We start from the raw sequence: 18912 nt of genomic DNA on the forward strand, positions 1-18912 counted from the left end.
CGGTCGACCATAACGACTGAAAGGAAACCGCCGTAGCCCCAGGTCAACTCGGAGACCTGCTTAACCCGACGGGACGCGGCAAGGTCTTGGTATGGTCGTAGCCGATCGGTGAACATTTAGGTTCGCCGATCGGAATCTCGGCTCGGTCGGCCTGCACGCAATGTGGCTCGGGCTTATCTCTTTCGGTCGGCTGGGCTGTGGCAGTGACTGAGAGGTGCCGATGGTGGGCGACGACGTCCGGCCTTCGCTGGCCGGAACATATCGGCTCCCGACAATCGTCGGGCGGGCGGCTGAACTCGCCGAGCTCGCCAGCCTGCTCGTCGATCCTCGGGTCAGGCTGCTCACGCTCACCGGTACCGCCGGGGTCGGTAAATCCAGGCTAGCTCGAGAAGCCCTGTCGCACAGCACATTCCACGAACGCCTCGACGCGATCGTCGATCTCGCCGAGTGCACGGATCGGGCAAGCGCGTGGAACGCGGTGCTCGACGCCGCGAGTCACGGGCCGCTCGGCCCCGCACGCCAGCCGCTCGATCCCGCCGACGCGTTGACGGCGCTGGCCGCAAGGATCGACACCCGCCACGCGATGCTGTTGCTGGACAACTGTGATCGGGTGGTCGCACGGATCTCCACCGATATCGCCCGGCTATTGGACCACTGCCCGCGGCTGATGCTCGTGGCGACCAGCCGCGTCCCGTTCAACCTGTATCGCGAATGCGTGCTGTGCGTGCCACCGCTACCCACCGGCTATGACGACGGCGACTACTACCCCGGCTCCTCGCCCGCCGCCCAGCTATTGCTCGACAGCATCGACAGCCACTACCGGGGCACGGCCGCGGTGGCCGACCGGCTCGTCCTCGATGAGATCGTGCGCGAGCTCGACGGTGTGCCGCTCGCCCTCGAACTGGCCGCGGGTTCGATCGCCAGGATCGGCCCGGTCCGCACCCTGCACCGCGTCGAGGCGGGCGCGGATCTGCGGTCATTGCCCTATGTCGATGTTCCGGTCCGGCACCGGACGCTGCACGGCGCGGTCGAATGGGGTCTGGACGACATCGCGCCCGCGACGTTCGACCTGTTGCTGCGCCTGTCGCTTTTCGCGTCGGTGATCGACACGGACATCGCCTGTCTGGCGGGCGGAACCACCGAGGAGGCGACCACGGCCGCGCTCGGTGACCTGGTGCACCGCAGCCTGCTCGGCCACGTCGACAGCGGGCCGAGGGGCAACGGCTACCGATTCTTCGCCACCGTGCGCGCGTACTGCCGACAGGTGCTCGCCGCGAATCCGGCCCGCGCCAAGGCGATTCGCGAGGATCATGTGGACCGCCTCTGCCAGCTGGCCGAGGTCATCGGACCGCAATTCGATCAGTACGAACACCGCGCCGCCGCGTTGGACGTCGGCGGCAGGCGGATCGTGGATTTCCTTGCCGCACTGCACTATCTGATCGACACCGGGCAGCCCGAGCGTGCCGTCCTGATGGCGGCGCTGCTGGAATCGGCGTGGATACAGCACGGCTATCAGAGCGAGCTGGAGTCGGTGCTTGCCAAGGCGCTGGAGATGAGCGACCGCACGACGCTGGCGCCCGGAGTGACGGCGCCGCTGTGCCTCGAGGTGCTCGGCATCTGGGCGGGCCGGTCCGGGCGGCTGCACCGGGCCGTCGAACTGCTCACGAATGCTGTTGCCGCGTACCGGCGTTTCGACAAACACCTGGACGCCGCCAAGGCCGGTGTACCGCTCGCGGTGGTGCTGATCGCGGTGGGCGATCGAGACCGCGCCGCGGACCTGCTGCGCGCGGCGGCACGCCATGGTGGCGAGCTGGGCGGGCCGTGGCCGATGCGGATCGAGATCTCGTTCGCGCTGCTCGACATACCGCACCCGCCGCGCCGGGACGCCGGGACCTGGTCGCGGATCAGGGACCGGGTCAGGCAATTGGACGCCACCGCTCGGCTGATCGGCCTGAATACGTTGGCGCGCACCCAGATCGGGCCGCAGACGGCGGACCGTGCGCAATCGCTCTACCGGGAGAATCTGGCCAACGACGATCTCACCACCCATGTGCTGCAGACGATCGTCGCGCTGGAAGGCTGCGCCCTGGCCTATGACGCGGCAGGGGTCGAGTACGCCGAGCCGACGCTCATGCTGACACTGAGCGCCCGCCACCTGCGTGCCGCGCACGGCATACCCCCACTGGGGCAGGGCGATCCGGCTCCGCGCGCAATCGAGCACCGGAATGCGGTGGGGGAGAGCAGGTTCCGCGAGCTCCAGGACATGGCCGCGGAGATGACCTTGGCGAGCGCGGTGGCCTACGCCTTGGCCGCTCCCACGCTGCCAGATCCCGAGGAATCACCGTTGGCCGCACTCACCAACCGGCAGCGCGAAATCGCCGAACTGGTGGCCACCGGCATGACGAACCGCATGATCGCGACCCAGTTGGGGATTTCCGAGTGGACCGTCGTCAACCACGTGCGGCAGGTGATGCTCAAGCTCGACTGTCCGTCGCGGCTGCACGTCGCGCTGCTGATGCAACGCGATACCGCGACCGACGCTACGGGCCGCACCGAACCCGCACCCGACGACGATCCGCCGGCCACCGAGCTGCCGCGAATCACCGTGGCGCGCAAGGCATGATCAGGGGCCGTAGGTCAAGATCGCGCTGATGACGAACCACAGCACCCAGGCGAACGCGATCAGCATGCCGACCGCCAGGGTGATCCGCATGAACGCACGACCGAAATCCATGTCGCGGGTTTCCCGTGGATACAGCTTCCACGGGCTGTACCAGGGCGCCTCGACCGCGTAGGCTGGCCGGTTCCCCGCGCGCTCGGACTGCGCCAATTCGTCCGCGTACGCCTCGGCCTGCGCCTGGTTCGGGCCGCCGTGCCACAGCGTGATGTCGATCGGGCCGAGGAAGCCCTCGTTCAGCAGTTCCTGCGGGGCGGGCAGGTAGGGCAGGATGCCGAGGCCGCGGAAGGCGATGGCGACGTCGTTGGCCGTCCACAGGTGCTTCTCCTGCTCGGCGAGTGCGTCGAAGTAGTGCCGCAGCCTGCCTGGGTCGTCGCCGAGGATCACGTCGAAGCTCGGGTCGCTCCACGCCTGCTGGATCTTCAGCTCGGCGCCGCGTAGCGGGACCACCAGCGCGAGCCCGTGCACCGCGCGCTGGCCGAGGCCGCGCGCGGCCAGCCAGTTCTGCAGCGCGAAGGTGTGCTCGCGGGACTTCTCCAAGGGGGTGCGCCGGTCCCGGCCCTCCATGGCGGCCGGGTCGCCGTTGATCGTCCACTGGCCGTTGAGCGGGATCTCCAGCACGCCGTCCTGCCGGGCGACCAGCGCCTCGGCCTCGATTACCACACAACTGGTCGGCGTCCACACCACCGCGTCGAACTGGTGCAGCCGATCCTTGTGGAACAGACTGCAGTTGATCGTGGCGACGCCCTTCGGGCTGCCCGGATCCTTCCAGGTGCGTAGCCAATCGATCAGCGCCCGCTCGGCATTGGTGCCTGCGGCGTTCTGCACTCGCACGAGCATTAACGACCGCCCTTCACGTCGACACTCGACAGTGCACAGGATACGAGGTGCACGGCCGAGTTCGCCGCGCTCACGGCAATAGTCGGCGTGTTGGTGCCCCGATCACTGCGGCTCTTCGGCCGCGATCTTGCCCGCCTTGACCGCCTCGACCAGTGTGGCGTGGTCGGCTTCGGTGCGATCGGCATAGCGGACCGCGAAATCGGCGACCGCGTTGTCGAACCGCTCGTCGTCACCGAGATAGCCAGCGAGCAGGCGCGGATCGAGCGAGCGCGAATGCGCGCGGGCCAGCAGCGCGCCCGCCAGCCTGCCGTAGTCGTCGAGGTCGGACGCGGACAGTCCGGCGGGGTCGATGCTGCCCTTCAGATTCCGGAATTGGCGGACGATGAAAGGCAATTCGGTGCCGTCGCCGGTCGGGTCGACGCTGGTCCAGCCGAGCAGGATATCGGTCTCCGACTGAACAAGCCTGGCGCCCTGCACGATTCGCTCGCCTTCGTGTTTCGGCGACGGTACGGGCAGGTACGGGGCGAGCGCGGAGGGATTGGCCTGCTTGACTTGCAGCACAAGCGCCTCACCCTCGTTACCGTGCAGCAACGCGACGTAGGTGTGCAGGCCGACGCTGCCGGTACCGACGATGCGAAAAGCGATGTCGGACACCGCGAATCGGGCGAGCAGCGTGCGCCGCGAGGAACGCAGCGTTTCGGCGTAACGCTGCAGTCCGTCGGTGATCGCCGCCGCGACCTGTTCATCGACCGGCGTGAGAATCGGTGGGTCGCTGATGAATCGGTGCTGTGTGATGCCGGTCTGATGGTCCTCGAGGTGCTCGGTCCACTTGGCCACCACCTTCGCGCTGGTGTTCTTGCGGGCCTTCTTCGCGGCCTTCTTGAAGTCATCGATCAGGTCATGTGCCGCCGCCTGATTCAGTACCGACTCGTCGGGCAACGCGCTCCACGATTCCAGGAATGGCTGCTCGGCCAAGTGCGCGGCGGCCAGACGGTAGGCGCGCGCCGCGTCGTGCGCGGCCGCGCGGCAGTCGTCCTCGCCCGCACCGCTTTCCCGCCCAGCGAGCACCAGGCTGGCCGCGAGCCGGTCCAGATCCCACTCCCAGGGGCCGACGATGGTCTCGTCGAAATCATTGATGTCCATGATGATTTCGCCGCGTGGCGTGCCGTACAGGCCGAAGTTCGCGGCATGCGCGTCGCCGCAGAGCTGCGCGGTCAGCCCGGTGTCCGGTCCGTCGGCCAGATCGGCGGCCATCAGCCCGGCCGCGCCGCGATAGAAGGTGAACGGGGACGCGATCATCCGGCCGATCCGCAGCGGCACCAGGTGGGGGAGCCGACCCACGTTGCTCGCCTCGACGAAGTCGAGCACGCCGGGCCGCCGCGTGCCCTCGGCGACCCGATCACGCGCGTCGACGGGAACCCGTTCGCGCAAGGCCTGTCCGCGCGCACGCACGTCCGCCGCGGGGACATAGGAACGAAGATCGATGAAACTGTCTGACACGTTGCTGACGCTAGCGGGTGCCAGCGCCCGCAACGCTGTCGGCTACACCACGTTCAGTGCCGTCGGGTATGCCACTCACTTGGCTGACACCGGCGGGTCGACCGGGGTGATCGGCAGGCGCAGCGCGCCTGGCGCGGATTCGGGCACCGTCGGCTGCTTCGGCCGCACCGGGGCGATGCGCTGATAGGCCGTCCCGAGTTCCGGCCGCGGGTCGGCCTCGTTCTTGTTGGGCCAGAACGCCATTGCCCGCTCCGCCTGCGCGGTGATGGTGAGCGACGGGTTGACGCCGAGGTTCGCGGTCACCGCCGACCCGTCCGCCACATGCAGGCCAGGATGGCCGAATATCCGCTGATACGGGTCGACCACACCGGTTTCCGAGGTGTCGCCGATGACACAACCGCCGATGTAGTGCGCGGTCGCCGGGATGTTGAACACATCCATCACCAGGCCGTGCGTGTCGCCGTTCACCTTCTCGCCGAAGCGGCGGCCGATCTCGTGCGCCATGGGAATCCAGGTCGGATTCGGTTCGCCGGTGCCCTGTTTCGTCTTCAGCAGGCCCCGCTTGCGGAACGAGGTCAGTGAGTTGTCCAGCGACTGCATGATCAGCAGGATGACCGACTTCTCCGAGGCGTGCCTGGCGTTGAGGCTGCGCAGGAAGACCAGCGGATGTAGCAGCATCGCGAGCAGGAAGCGCAGGAAACGGAACGCGCCACCATCCACGATCGGCGCCGACAACGGGAACAGCGCATTCTGCCCCTTGCCGTAGTGGCACACCTCGACGTGGGTGTCGTCGGAGGGATGGATCGACGAGGTGATCGCGATGCCCTCGGCGAAATCGCGGCGCGAGCGGCTCACCACGTTGAGGATCGCCTCGGAGTTGCTGCGGGTCAGCTCGCCGAGCCGGGGCGAAAGGCGCGGCAGCACCGCGTCATCGCGCATCTTGTGCAGCAGCTTCTGGGTGCCGAGCGCGGCACCGGCGAACACCACCTGCTCGGCGGTGAAGGTCTTGCGCTGCTTGCGGATCCAGCGGTCCGAGCGCTCGGTGTCGACGGCATACCCGCCGTCGGGCAGCGGCCGCACCACGGTCGCGGTGGTCAGCGGATGTACCTCGGCGCCAGCCTGTTCGGCCAGGTAGAGGTAGTTCGTGGTGGTGGTGTTCTTGGCGTTGTTGGGGCAGCCGGTGAAGCAACGCGCGCAATGCACGCAGCCGTTGCGGCGCGGACCGACGCCGCCGAAGTAGGGATCGTCGACCTCGGTGCCCGGATCGTCCTCATTGAAGAACACGCCGACATTCGTGGGATGGAAAGTGTGGCTGACACCGAGATCGTCGGCGATCTCGCGGATCACGTCGTCCGCAGGGGTCATTCGCGGGTTCGGCGCGACGCCGAGCATCCGCTGCGCCTGGTCGTAGTACGGCGCCAATTCGGCCCGCCAGTCGGTGATGTGCGCCCACTGTTTGTCGGTGTAGAAGTCCGGCAGCGGCTCATAGAGGGTGTTGCCGTAGATGAGTGAGCCGCCGCCGACGCCTGCGCCGGAGAACACCGCGCATTTGCCGAGCACGCTGATCCGCTGCGGACCGGTCAGACCCAGTCGCGGCGCCCAAATCGACTTGCGCACATTCCAATTCGAGCTAGGGATGTCCTCGGCATTCCACCGCCTGCCCGCCTCGAGCACACCGACCCGATATCCCTTCTCGGTCAACCGGAGCGCGCTCACACTGCCGCCGAAACCGGAGCCGATCACCACCACGTCGTAGTCGAATGCGGGCATGACTTCCTCTCACTAACCGGCCACCGGCCAGTAGCTCACCGTACCGACAGATGAGATGATTTCATACTCATTCTGTCATCGCCGGGCTGTGGCACAAACCATCCTCGCACGGAGATATCGAGAAAACCGGCGTGCCCGGATGGCGGTGACCGGGGTCGGTGCGGTAAGCACGGGGCGTGACAACCGAATCGGGCACAACGGAACCGGAGGAGCGCGCCGATACCGACGGCGCGACCGGCGGCGTCTTCGACGACCGCATCCTCACCGTCCCGAATGTCCTGAGTTTCGTGCGCCTGCTCGGCGTTCCGCTGTTCCTGTGGCTGCTGCTGGTCGAGCATGCCGACGGCTGGGCGTTCGTGCTTGCGTTCGCCAGCGGCCTGACCGACTTCCTGGACGGCAAGCTGGCCCGCCTGCTCGATCAGTCCTCCCGCCTCGGCGCCCTGCTCGATCCGTTCGTCGACCGGTTGTACCTGGTGACGACCCTGGCGGCGTTCGTGATCCGCGGCCTCATCCCGTGGTGGGTCGCGGTGATCCTGGTCGGTCGCGACCTGATCCTGACGCTGCTGCTGCCGGTCTACAAACGCCGCGACCTACCCCCGCCCGAGGTCATCTATCTGGGCAAGGCGGCGACCTTCGCGCTGATGTCCGCGTTGGTCTGGCTGCTGGCCGGGGAGATGGATTGGGCGCTGGCCGGTTTCGGCCGTGCCTTCGGCGGGGCATTACTGGTCTGGGGCACGGCGGTGTATGTATGGACCGGCTTGCTCTACACCGGTAAGGCGATCGCCATCGCTCGCTCGATACCGGCTGTGCCACACCGCTCGACCTGACCGAGGCGTCGAGTCGAACATTGTCTCAACCCTCGCATAGAGTTGCGCCCACACGATCACGACGGAAAGGACGGACGGCCTGTGACCCAGACCCCCGAAGAGCTGCGCTACACCGAAGAGCACGAGTGGGTGCAGCGGATCGCCCCGACCCGGGTTCGGGTCGGCATCACCGATTACGCGCAGTCTCAACTCGGTGACGTTGTGTTCGTGCAGCTGCCCGAAACCGACAAGGATGTCGCTGCGGCGGACAGCATCGCCGAGGTCGAGTCGACCAAGAGCGTGTCCGACATCTACGCGCCGTTCGGCGCGAAAGTTGTTGCGGTGAACGAGGAATTGGTGCAGCAGCCGGAGACGCTGAACACCGATCCGTACGGCGCGGGGTGGCTGTTCGAACTGGAGGTCGCGGACGCCGGCGACCTCGACAAGACCCTTGGTGAACTGTTGGATGCGGCAGGTTATCAAGGAGTTATCGGGGGCTGAATCAGCCTTCCCGGTTCTACCTGCACGGGCACGCCCTGGCAGGGTACGGTCAATGCCAACAGATGCGCCGACAGTCATTGTCGGGAATCTAGGGACTCGACGGCAGGTCGTGGTGCCACAGGTATCACCTGCTTGCATGGATAATCAGGTTCGAGGAGGAGAGAAACGGTGAGCGAGAACAAAGACCCGGGTTACGGGGAGACCGCGGCCGAGACGACGTCGGTCTTTCGCGCGGATTTCCTGAACGAGGTCGACGCGTCGCGCTCCGGAGAGCCGGCCGGCGAGCAGCCGGTGCAAGGGGTCGAGGGTCTGCCTGTTGGTGCGGCCCTCCTGGTCGTCAAGCGCGGTCCGAACGCGGGCTCGCGGTTCCTGCTGGATCAGCCGACTACGTCGGCGGGCCGCCACCCCGACAGTGACATCTTTCTCGACGACGTCACCGTCAGCCGTCGGCATGCCGAGTTCCGTCAGGACGACGATTCGTTCCAGGTTGTCGACGTCGGCAGCCTGAACGGCACCTATGTGAATCGGGAGCCGGTGGACTCCTCGGAACTCCAGAACGGCGACGAGGTACAGATCGGTAAGTTCCGTCTCGTGTTCCTCACCGGACCGCGGGCCCAGGCCAACGACTCCTCTGCGGGTGCAGGGAGCCTATGAGCAGCGGCGCTGGGTTCTTTCTCCTCATGAAGGGCTCGGAGTCATGAAGGACTCAGCGCTGTGACCGGCGCGGCGCAGTGGGCGCGCGGAGGGATGTCGATCGGCTCCGTGCTCGACCTGCTGCGTCCGGACTTTCCGGACGTCACCATCTCGAAGATCCGCTTCCTCGAAGCGGAAGGCCTGATTCGGCCGGAGCGCACGCCCTCGGGCTACCGCAGATTCTCCATCGCCGATTGTGAACGGCTTCGGTTCGTGCTGACCGCGCAACGCGATCAGTACTTGCCGCTCAAGGTGATCAAGGAACAACTCGAAGCGATCGACAGCGGTGCGGCGACGCTCGGTGTGCGGGAAGCCCGCGCCCGGGCGCACTCCGGCCGTGCGGGTGCGTCGGAGTCGGCACCTACGGTGTCCGACTCCGAGCACCCGACCGCGCCTGGCGGGAACAGGAACGGCGCCGCGGCGCCGAGGAGGCTCGGCGTGGTGCCAAGCGAGATTTCCCCCGACGATCTGCGTTTCGATCACGAAATCCGGCTCACCCGCGCCGATCTGCTCGCGCAGGCCGACATCGACGAAACCTTTCTCAACGATCTGATCCGAGCGAACCTGATTACCCCGGGTGCCGCCGGATTCTTCGACGGCGACGCCGTCACGCTGGCCAAGACCGCCAAGGCGATGGCCGAATTCGGTTTGGAGGCACGGCATTTGCGTGCGTTCAAGCTGGCCGCCGATCGCGAGGCCGCGCTGGTCGCGCAGATCGCCGCCCCGATCGCGAAGAGCCGCGACGCCGGTGCGCGCGCCAGAGCCGAAGAAACGGTGCGCGAACTCGCGGCGCTGTCGCTGACGTTGCACGCCTGTCTGGTGAAGTCGTCGGTGCGGACGTCGCTGGGCGGCTGAACATCCCGCACAAACCGCTGATGCGGAATCCGTGTCATGTTTCAGTCATCCAACACGCCGATTTCGGCTGTGCACACCGATCGCTGCACCCGCGTGGGTTCGCCTAGACTCGTTGGTACGGCGAGCTGGGCGGTGGTCGTGCCGGGTGGCCGGAGGATTATGGGAGGCAGTGCGGTGAGTGAGCGAAGCGAACGAATCATGTCACAGCGTGCATCGCGCATGCCGGAACTGAGCGTTAGCGAGGTGGAGGCATGAGTGAAATGCGTGTGATCGGCATTCGTGTCGAACAGCCACAGAATCAGCCCGTGCTGTTGCTCCGTGAGGTTTCGGGGGACCGGTACCTACCCATTTGGATCGGGCAGGCCGAGGCAACGGCGATCGTGCTGGAGCAGGAGGGGGTGACGCCGATCCGTCCGTTGACCCACGATCTGATCAAGATCCTGATCACCGAGCTCGGGCACACCCTCAAGGAAGTGCGCATCGTTGATCTACAGGAGGGCACCTTCTACGCCGACCTGGTGTTCGAGAACGATCTGCACATCTCGGCGCGCCCGTCCGATTCGGTAGCGATCGCCTTGCGGGTCGGTTGCCCGATCTACGCGGAGGAGCCGGTGCTCGAGGAAGCCGGGCTCGTCATGCCGGACGAGCGCGAGGACGAGGTGGAGAAGTTCAAGGAGTTCCTGGAGTCGGTCTCGCCCGACGATTTCAAGGCCACGGATAGCTGAACAGGATCTTTCCGGCAATCCGGCGTTTTCGCGGGATGACCGGGGGATCAGCCCTTAACCAGAGCTTGAGAGTTTAACCGCGCGTCGCGTTTGGCCTGACGATGGTGCTCCCTGGACAATCAGGGGGAGTAATCTCGATAGTTGGGCCACGTCCGTTTTGGCCAGGTCGTCAGCACCGCAGTGGTCGAAACGGAGCCGGGTCATCGATGAGGCTAGCCGTCGGCGAAGCAAGGGAGTGGTCAGTGGCAGAGCAATCGCAGGATGTGGTACAGCCAGGCCTGTTCCCGGACGACTCGGTTCCCGACGATCTGGTCGGCTACCGAGTGCCAAGCGCATGCCAGGTGGCCGGGATCACCTACCGGCAGCTCGACTACTGGGCGCGCACCGGGTTGGTCGTGCCCTCCATCCGCAGCGCCGCGGGCTCGGGGAGTCAGCGGCTGTACTCGTTCAAGGACATCCTCGTCCTCAAGATCGTGAAGCGGCTGCTCGACGCGGGCATCTCGCTACAGAACATTCGGATCGCGGTCGATCACCTACGCAGCAGGGGAGTGCAGGACCTCGCGGGGATCACCCTGTTCTCCGACGGTACCTCGGTGTACGAGTGCACCTCGGCCGAGGAGGTAGTCGATTTACTGCAGGGCGGGCAGGGCGTTTTCGGTATCGCCATCAGCGGTGCCATGCACGAGCTCACCGGCGCGATCGCCAACTTCCCCGCGGAGCGCGCGTCCGCGGTGACGGAACGGCCGGAGGACGAGCTTTCCTACCGGCGCAAGGCTCGGATGAGCCGCAAGACTGGTTAAAAGTAGACAGCTGACACAACACCCCGCCTCCCCGATAAACAGAGGGTAGCGGGGTGTTGTGCTGCGTGGCACTTCATTTTCCTGAATGGACCACTTCGTGTGGAGCGGTTCTAAAACATTGCGTTAAGTAGATATGCGCATCGATCTATGTTGTATGGCCACAAGCCCGCGGAGCTTGCGTGACGAGCGCGACACCGCAAGGAAGGGACCGGTGCCACGTTCTGGCGTGTCGTCGGCTTAAACTGGTAGCGCGCCAACGCCGTGCGGGAGAGTCCCGGGTTCTATAGAGTCCGGGCGCCGAAGGAGCAGCACCTCCCCGTCAATCTCTCAGGCATCAGGGACCGTGCGGGCTTGGGCGCCTCTGGAAAGCGGTGGCTTCGGGCCGCCCGCCCATGGGGAAAGGGGCTCGACCTTCATCGCGGTCGCGCGTCCGAATCTCTCAGGCAACACGACAGAGGGGGAGGGCTGGTACCCGTCGACCCCCCGTCGACCCGCCCGACCCAATGGGAGCTTCCGTGACTCGCTCATTCGCCGATCGCCATATCGGACCCGACCGTGGCGAACTCGCCCGGATCCTGGACGTCGTCGGCGTCGACTCGCTCGACGAGCTCGCCACGAAGGCCCTGCCCGCGAGCATCCTGGACGGATCCGGCCTGGCCGGATTGCCGCCTGCCGCAACCGAACACGAGGTGCTGGCCGAACTCGCCGGGCTTGCCAACTCCAACACGGTGGCCACCTCGATGATCGGGCTCGGCTACTACGACACGCTGACCCCGCCGGTGCTGGTGCGCAACCTGCTCGAGAACCCGGCCTGGTACACCGCCTACACGCCGTACCAGCCGGAGATCAGCCAGGGACGGCTCGAGGCGCTGCTCAACTTCCAGACCATGGTGTCGGAGCTGACCGGCATGGACGTGGCCAACGCGTCCATGCTCGACGAGGCCACCGCGGCCGCCGAGGCGATGACGCTGCTGCAGCGGGCCAGCCGGTCCAAGTCTTCGCGCCTTGTCATCGATACCGACCTGTTCCCGCAGACCAAGACCGTGCTGACCACTCGCGCGCAGCCGCTCGGTATCGAGCTCGTTTCGGCGGATCTGTCGTCGGGTGAGCTGCCCGAAGGTGAATTCTTCGGTGTGCTCGTGCAGGCGCCCGGCGCGTCCGGACGGGTAGTGGACTGGACATCGCTGATCGGCGCGGCGCACGAGCGCGGCGCGTTGGTCGCGGTCGGCGCGGATCTGCTGGCGATGACGTTGATCGCCTCGCCGGGCGACCAGGGCGCTGATGTCTGCTTCGGCACCACCCAGCGCTTCGGTGTGCCGCTCGGGTTCGGCGGCCCGCACGCGGGGTATCTGGCAGTGCGCACCGCGTATGCCAGGCAGCTGCCGGGCAGGCTGGTCGGCGTCTCGGTGGACGCGGACGGTGACGTCGCCTACCGGCTGGCGCTGCAGACGCGTGAGCAGCACATCCGCCGGGAGAAGGCCACCTCCAACATCTGTACCGCGCAGGTGCTGCTCGCGATCGTCGCGGCGATGTACGCGAGCTACCACGGTGCCGACGGCCTGCGTGATATCGCCCGCCGCGTGCACCGGCACGCCGCCACCATCGCCGCCGGGCTGGACGGCGCGGTCGTGCACGACACGTTCTTCGACACCGTGCTTGCGCACGTGCCCGGTGGTGCGGAAGCCGTTGTGGCGAAGGCGAAGTCGCGCGGGATCAACCTGCGCCTGGTCGACGCCGATCATGTCGGCATCGCCTGCGACGAGGCGACGACCGAGTCGCACGTCGCGGCGGTGCTCGAATCCTTCGGCACCACACTGTCTGCCGAGCCGACCGAACCGGCTCCGGCCGTCGCGATCGAGAACCGTACCTCGGAGTTCCTCGACCACCCGGCGTTCACCAAGTACCACACCGAAACCGCCATGCTGCGCTACCTGCGGTCGCTGTCCGACAAGGACATCGCCTTGGACCGCAGCATGATTCCGCTCGGTTCCTGCACCATGAAGCTCAACGCGACCGCCGAGATGGAGGCCATCACCTGGCCTGGCTTCGCCCGCGTGCACCCGTACGCGCCGGTCGAGGACGCCCCCGGCCTGCTGCAGGTGATCCACGATCTGGAGCAGTGGCTGTGCGACATCACCGGTTATGACTCGGTGAGCCTGCAGCCCAACGCGGGTAGCCAGGGCGAGTACGCCGGGCTGCTTGCGATCCGGCGCTACCACCTGGATCGTGGTGACACGCACCGGGATACCTGCCTGATCCCGTCCAGCGCGCACGGCACCAACGCGGCCTCGGCGGCGATGGCCGGGCTGCGCGTCGAGGTGGTCAAATGCCGCGAGAACGGCGATGTCGACCTGGACGACCTGCGCGCCAAGATCGCCGACCACGCCGACCGGCTGGCCTGCATCATGATCACCTACCCGTCCACGCACGGCGTGTATGAGCACGAGGTTTCGGAGCTGTGCGCGCTGGTGCACGACGCGGGCGGTCAGGTGTACGTCGACGGCGCGAACCTGAATGCCCTTGTCGGGCTTGCCCGTCCGGGCCGGTTCGGCGGCGACGTCAGCCACCTGAACCTGCACAAGACGTTCTGCATCCCGCACGGCGGCGGTGGCCCCGGTGTCGGTCCGGTCGCGGTCCGTTCGCACCTGGCGCCCTACCTGCCCGGCGACCCGTTGGTGACCGACTCGCACGCGGTGTCGGCGGCCAACTACGGTTCCGCCTCGATCCTGCCGATCACCTGGGCCTACATCCGGATGATGGGCGCGGACGGCCTGCGCAGCGCCACGCTGACGGCCATCGCGTCGGCCAACTACATCGCGCGCAAGCTCGACGAGTACTTCCCGGTGCTCTACACCGGTGAGCACGGCATGGTCGCGCACGAGTGCATCCTCGACCTGCGCGAGATCACCAAGCAGACCGGCGTGACCGTCGACGATGTCGCGAAGCGGTTGGCGGACTACGGTTTCCACGCGCCGACCATGAGCTTCCCGGTCGCAGGCACGCTGATGGTGGAGCCGACCGAGAGCGAAAACCTGGCCGAGCTCGACGATTTCATCGAGGCGATGATCGCTATCCGCAAGGAGATCGATCAGGTCGCGGCCGGTGTCTGGCCGGTCACCGACAATCCGCTGCGCGGCGCGCCGCACACGGCGGCGAGCCTGGTCGGTGAGTGGGAGCACCCGTACAGCCGCGAAACCGCCGTTTACCCACGGGGTCTCGGCCACGCGCGGGCCAAGGTGTGGCCGCCCGTCCGTCGTATCGACGGCGCGTACGGCGACCGCAACCTGGTCTGCTCCTGCCCGCCGCTGGAGGCGTACGCCGACTGACGGCATCTACCGCAGACGCCCTCCGCTGACATCAGCCGGAGGGCGTTTGCGCGTTGCGAGTCGCCGCACGCTTTCTGATGTCCCGCACCTGGAATCGCATGCGAAACTCGGTGCGGGACATCAAGAGGCGCGCGGCTTTACGGCGCGGTGAGCGACTGGACGACGGCGGAGCCGAAGCTGATGTCGTCGGAGGTGGCGAGGCGGGTGTAGGTGCCGCCGGTCTGGTCGGAGATGCTCTTGAGGGTCTGCGTGCCCTGCCCGCCGATCACGATGATGTCGACGCGGACCGGGTGCGCCTTGTCCATCGCGGCGGCCATGTCGCTGGCCAGTTTGGCGCCGGTGACGGTCGAATCGTCGTCGGGCCCATCGGTAATGAGCAGCACCGAATTCGTGCGGCCCGCGGTGTAGCCGTTGATCGCGCTCTTGTAACCGGCGATCAGGGTCGGGTACGCCTGATCGGAGCGCACATCGCTGGCCTTGACCGCGTCCAGTGCGTTGCTGAGCTTGGTGCGCTGATCGTCGGTGAGTTTGGCGGTCGCGGCCTGCACCTTGTAAGGCGTTGTGCCGTCGAGGTTCTTGCCGTAGGTCCAGAGGCCGAGGCCGAAGTCCGGCGGCATCACGGTCAACGTGGAGTTCAGTGCGGCAAGGACATTCGCGAGGCGGGTCGTCGAGCCGTCGGTGGTCGACATGGACGCCGAGACGTCCACCAGCACAGTGGATTGCACGCCGAGCACCGGATTGGCCATGGTGGCACGGACTTTGTCGAGCGCTGCCCTCGGCGGTACCGGGGTGGTGGCGGGCGCGGTGGTGAAGCCCGCGGCGGTGAATGCCTGTGCCTGTTCGGGTGCGCGCAGGTAGTCCGCGAAGAGTCCGCCGATGAGGTTCTGGGTCTTGTCGACCCACGGTCCCGACATCAGCGCGGCCGGGTGGTCGGCCATCGGCGTGGCACCGGCCGGATGGAAGACGGTAAGTCCCGCTTGGGTTTTCGCTTGCTGTTCGGTAGTGGCGACCGCGTGTACGGTGGCCGATTGCGGCGCGCCGGTGATGATGCCGAACGCGGCCGCGGTGTCCGTCGCGTCCGGTGCGGTGGCGGCGAGTCCGGAGATGGCGGAGACCGCCTGTCCGGACTGCGCGGCTTGCTCGCTGAGCGGTTCGGCGCCGGATACGGCGGACCCCACCGCTACGGCGGCGGCCAGGGAGGAGTCGCCGGGCGGCAGTGCCATGCGCAGGCCACCCCAGCCGGGCAGGCCGACATCGTTGAGCGAACCCTGTTGCAGGCGTGGAAGATCCGCCCAGGTGGTCTTGGCTTGTTCTAGCGCGCCACGCAATTGGTCAGGCACCGCGAGAACTATCGGGCTCACCGCGATCGGCGCCGGCGTGCCCTCGATCATCCCGGGCACCCGCATGGACTCGATCGAGCGCGTCGAATCGGGGATCCACAGCACCGGCTGCGGGCCGAGGTTCTGGTCCCATGGCTTGCCGCTGGTGAATGCCGTGACGATCGCCGCGGACGGTTGCGCGGTCACCACCACCTGTGCGCAGTGGTCACGCACCTTGGGTTTGGTCGCGTTGTATCGGTCCGCGATGCCTCTGACCTGCGTGGCGATGTCCGGATCCGCGGTCACGTACAGCGTCGCGGGACCGGAAACGCACTCCGCCGCGGCCGCGCTGTCCTCGGTAGCTGCCCTGTCGCGTAGCTGAAACCACGCGACGACCCCCGCGACGAGCAGCAAGATGGCCACTACTGCGATAACCGGACCTTTGCTGACGCCCCGAGATCGGATTCCGCTGCGATGAGTGCCCACGGTGCACAGTCTATGTTCACCTGCGGTTTGCGGGCTCGGCGAGTCTTGCGTGCGGCGGCGAGCCGCGCTGAACTGCCCGCCGCCGTGTCTGGCGGGACACGGCGGCGGCGTTCATGGGCGGACGAGCTGTCCTCGGTCGAACTCGTGGCCGCCCCAGACCCCGGACTGGCCGGTGCGGGCGGCGAATTCGCCGCAGGCCGCACGGATGGGGCAGCCCGCGCAGATACCGCGCGCGTAGTCGAAGTCCTGCGACGGGTACGGGAACCATGCCTCGTGGTGCGGGTCACCGCGGCAGGCGGCCCGATGCCACTCTCGGGAGTCCGAGAGCGGGAGCAGCTCCGCCAGGGTCAGCTGCACGACCGCGGTGGTCTCAGTGTGAACGGTCATCACGATCCTCTCCTTTCTCGGCTGTTTCAGGTGGTGGCGAGCTGCTTCCAGATCCGCCGCTGTTGCTTGACCTGGTGGTTGGGTGCTTTGGGTTGCCACAGCAGCCGCATACCGGCTTCTTCCGGGGTGCGGTCGGCTTTGGTCGTATTGCAGGGGCCGCAGCAGGCGACGAGGTTGCTCCAGGTGTTCGGGCCGCCCCGGCTGCGTGGCCGGATGTGGTCGACGGTGCGGGCCCAGGCGGCGCAGTAGCCGCAGCGGTGGTTGTCCCGGCGCAGTACTGCGGCCAGGGTGGCCCGGCTCTCGTCGTGCACCAGCGCGGTGTGCTCGATGTAGACGTAGCGCAGCAGGCGGATGGTCTCCGGTAGCAGTAGCTCGTGGTGTTGGGATCGGATCTGGAAGTGCGGCGCCCGGTCAGCGATCGACTCCGCGGCGCCGGCCACCAGCAGCACGACGGCGCGGTAGGCGCTGATCTCGGTGAGCGCCTCGTAGGAGGCGTTGAGCACCAGCACTGCGGTGTGTATCCAGTTGTCGGCGGTGAGTGCCGCGGGGGTGGCGGCATGACGGAAGGGCATGGGAATCACCATGTTTCGGGAGGAGTCGAGCGAGGAGGTGGGGCGGGTCAGTGACCGGCCAGGAGGTGGCCGTCTTCGCGTCCGCCGCACAGCTGTCGGCCGAATGCGGGTTTCGCGGTCGACAATCGTTGTGTCGCATCCATGTTCGCCCGGATCGGGTCCTTCGGAATCATTTGCCACCTCCTCCTTTCCGCATGCTCGTTGATCACCTCTACCCGGTGATCGTCGTAGAATCCCATGGTGACATAACGGACCTGCCGCTGTCGGGTCATTTATTTCGGCTGCGCCGAAGGGTCCTTCGATATTGCCAATGCGCTAACGGCACCGGACCTCGACGTACACGTCGAGGTCCGGTTGTTCGTGCTTTACAGGTTGCCGACGATGTGTTCGAGGCGTTGGGCGACGAGCTCGCGCGCCTTTTCGCGCAGGGCCGGGCGGTATCCGCTCGGGTATACCGGGTCGCCCGGTTCGTAGTCCTTGAGGACTTCCTTGGCGAGGGTGATCTTGTGGACCTCGGTGGGGCCGTCGGCGATCGCCATCACCTCGGCGTAGTTCATCATGTCGACGAAAGGCAGGTCGGTGCTGACGCCGATGGCGCCGTGCAGGTGCAGGGCGCGCTGGGCGATGTCGTGCATGACCTTGGGCATGGCTACCTTGATGGCGGCGATGTCCTTGCGCACCTTGAGGTAGTCCTGTTCCTTGTCGATGCGCCATGCGGTGCGCAGGACAAGCAGGCGGAACTGTTCCATCTCGATCCAGCTGTCCGCGATGCGTTCCTGGGTCATCTGCAGACCCGCCAGTGGGCCCTTGCGCATCGGGCGGGAGACGGCGCGTTCGGCCATCATGTCGAAGGCCTTGCGCACCAACGCGACTGTGCGCATCGCGTGGTGCACGCGGCCGCCGCCGAGCCGGGTCTGCGCGACGATGAAGCCCTGGCCTTCGGCGCCGAGCAGGTGGTCGGCGGGCACGCGGACGTCGGTGAACCGCAGGTGTCCCTCGTGTTCGCTGAACCCGTGCACGTGGAAGTTCTTGACGATCTCGAGGCCGGGGGTGTCGGCGGGTACGATGAACATCGACATGCCCTGGTAGGCACTGACTTCGGGGTTGGTGACCACCATGACGATGTGGAAGCTGGCGAACTGCGCGTTGGAGTTGAACCACTTCTCGCCGTTGATCACCCAGTGGTCGCCGTCGCGCACCGCGCGCGTCTTGAAGGTGGTCGGATCCGAACCGCCGGTGGGTTCGGTCATCACATAACAGGAGCCGATCTCACCGGCCAGCAGCGGCTCAAGGTACTTGGCCTTCTGCTCGGCGGTGCCGTAGTGCGCGAGGATCTCGGCATTGCCGGAATCCGGTGCCTGGCAACCGAATACCGACGGCGCCCACACCGACGTGCCGAGCACCTCGTTGAGCAGCGCGAGCTTCATCTGCCCGTAGCCCTGGCCGCCGAGTTCGGGACCGAGGTGACAGGCCCACAGCCCCTGCTCCTTGACCTGCTCCTTGAGCGGGCGCATGAGCGCCATCGCCTCTTTGTTGGTGCGGTCGTAGGGGTTCGGGTACAGCAGGTCGAGCGGCTCCACCTCGGTGCGGACGAATTCCGCCGCCCAGTCCAGTTTCTTCTGGTACTCCGGGTCGGTCTCGAAATCCCAAGCCAT

16 protein-coding genes and 1 riboswitch are annotated in these 18912 nt (G+C 66.8%); of the genes, 8 read left to right on the top strand and 8 right to left on the bottom strand.

Translation table 11 applies throughout. The annotated features are described in order from the left end of the window. Window positions 1-223: 223 nt before the first annotated feature. Window positions 224-2623 (top strand): ATP-binding protein, encoded by a 2400-nt coding sequence (locus OG203_RS00360; RefSeq protein WP_405163613.1) that lies wholly within the window; start codon window positions 224-226, stop codon window positions 2621-2623. Here the strand turns inward: OG203_RS00360 and OG203_RS00365 are convergent, their stop codons facing one another. The 3 genes from OG203_RS00365 to OG203_RS00375 all read right to left on the bottom strand — a co-directional run bounded on the left by OG203_RS00365 (window position 2624) and on the right by OG203_RS00375 (window position 6787). Continuing rightward, window positions 2624-3505: a nuclease-related domain-containing protein gene (locus OG203_RS00365; RefSeq protein ID WP_405163614.1), complete on the bottom strand. Its 882-nt coding sequence runs from the start codon at window positions 3503-3505 to the stop codon at window positions 2624-2626. Between the two features lie 114 nt (window positions 3506-3619). Further along, the gene (locus OG203_RS00370; protein ID WP_405163615.1) at window positions 3620-5017 is read right to left on the bottom strand and encodes a DUF2252 domain-containing protein; all 1398 of its coding nucleotides are present in this window, start codon (window positions 5015-5017) and stop codon (window positions 3620-3622) included. A 75-nt stretch (window positions 5018-5092) separates the two neighbouring features. Beyond that, window positions 5093-6787 (bottom strand): GMC oxidoreductase, encoded by a 1695-nt coding sequence (locus tag OG203_RS00375; RefSeq protein ID WP_405163616.1) that lies wholly within the window; start codon window positions 6785-6787, stop codon window positions 5093-5095. 257 nt (window positions 6788-7044) lie between these two features. Here OG203_RS00375 and OG203_RS00380 point away from each other — a divergent pair, with 257 nt between their 5' ends. The 7 genes from OG203_RS00380 (at window position 7045) to gcvP (ending at window position 14493) form a co-directional block, all read left to right on the top strand. Next, complete coding sequence (locus OG203_RS00380) at window positions 7045-7614, top strand: CDP-alcohol phosphatidyltransferase family protein (RefSeq protein WP_405167738.1); 570 nt, start codon at window positions 7045-7047, stop codon at window positions 7612-7614. Window positions 7615-7695: 81 nt separating this feature from the next. Beyond that, window positions 7696-8094 (top strand): glycine cleavage system protein GcvH, encoded by a 399-nt coding sequence (gcvH, locus tag OG203_RS00385; protein ID WP_405163617.1) that lies wholly within the window; start codon window positions 7696-7698, stop codon window positions 8092-8094. Between the two features lie 168 nt (window positions 8095-8262). Beyond that, on the top strand, window positions 8263-8748 hold the full coding sequence (locus OG203_RS00390; RefSeq protein ID WP_405163618.1) for an FHA domain-containing protein: 486 nt from the start codon (window positions 8263-8265) through the stop codon (window positions 8746-8748). Between the two features lie 93 nt (window positions 8749-8841). Continuing rightward, window positions 8842-9642, top strand: a complete 801-nt coding sequence (locus OG203_RS00395) for a MerR family transcriptional regulator (RefSeq protein WP_405167739.1) — start codon at window positions 8842-8844, stop codon at window positions 9640-9642. 251 nt (window positions 9643-9893) lie between these two features. After that, window positions 9894-10367 carry a bifunctional nuclease family protein gene (locus OG203_RS00400; protein ID WP_069160942.1) on the top strand — a complete coding sequence of 158 codons (474 nt, stop codon included), beginning with the start codon at window positions 9894-9896 and terminating at the stop codon, window positions 10365-10367. A gap of 206 nt (window positions 10368-10573) precedes the next feature. After that, complete coding sequence (locus OG203_RS00405; protein ID WP_107656386.1) at window positions 10574-11167, top strand: MerR family transcriptional regulator; 594 nt, start codon at window positions 10574-10576, stop codon at window positions 11165-11167. A 254-nt stretch (window positions 11168-11421) separates the two neighbouring features. Beyond that, window positions 11422-11521, top strand: a riboswitch (glycine riboswitch). 149 nt (window positions 11522-11670) lie between these two features. Beyond that, window positions 11671-14493: an aminomethyl-transferring glycine dehydrogenase gene (gcvP, locus tag OG203_RS00410; protein WP_405163619.1), complete on the top strand. Its 2823-nt coding sequence runs from the start codon at window positions 11671-11673 to the stop codon at window positions 14491-14493. A gap of 137 nt (window positions 14494-14630) precedes the next feature. Here gcvP and OG203_RS00415 read toward each other — a convergent pair whose 3' ends face one another. The 5 genes from OG203_RS00415 to OG203_RS00435 all read right to left on the bottom strand — a co-directional run bounded on the left by OG203_RS00415 (window position 14631) and on the right by OG203_RS00435 (window position 18912). Further along, window positions 14631-16298 (bottom strand): VWA domain-containing protein, encoded by a 1668-nt coding sequence (locus OG203_RS00415; protein ID WP_405163620.1) that lies wholly within the window; start codon window positions 16296-16298, stop codon window positions 14631-14633. 111 nt (window positions 16299-16409) lie between these two features. Further along, the gene (locus tag OG203_RS00420; protein ID WP_405163621.1) at window positions 16410-16685 is read right to left on the bottom strand and encodes a WhiB family transcriptional regulator; all 276 of its coding nucleotides are present in this window, start codon (window positions 16683-16685) and stop codon (window positions 16410-16412) included. A 26-nt stretch (window positions 16686-16711) separates the two neighbouring features. Then, window positions 16712-17257 (bottom strand): HNH endonuclease, encoded by a 546-nt coding sequence (locus OG203_RS00425; protein ID WP_405163622.1) that lies wholly within the window; start codon window positions 17255-17257, stop codon window positions 16712-16714. 47 nt (window positions 17258-17304) lie between these two features. After that, entirely contained in the window at window positions 17305-17529 is a 225-nt protein-coding gene (locus OG203_RS00430) for a hypothetical protein (RefSeq protein ID WP_405163623.1), read from the bottom strand. Window positions 17530-17622: 93 nt separating this feature from the next. Continuing rightward, a complete protein-coding gene (locus OG203_RS00435; RefSeq protein ID WP_405163624.1) occupies window positions 17623-18912 on the bottom strand; it encodes an acyl-CoA dehydrogenase family protein in 1290 nt (429 codons plus the stop codon).

This window comes from Nocardia sp. NBC_01499, assembly GCF_045040275.1.
GTDB lineage: Bacteria > Actinomycetota > Actinomycetes > Mycobacteriales > Mycobacteriaceae > Nocardia.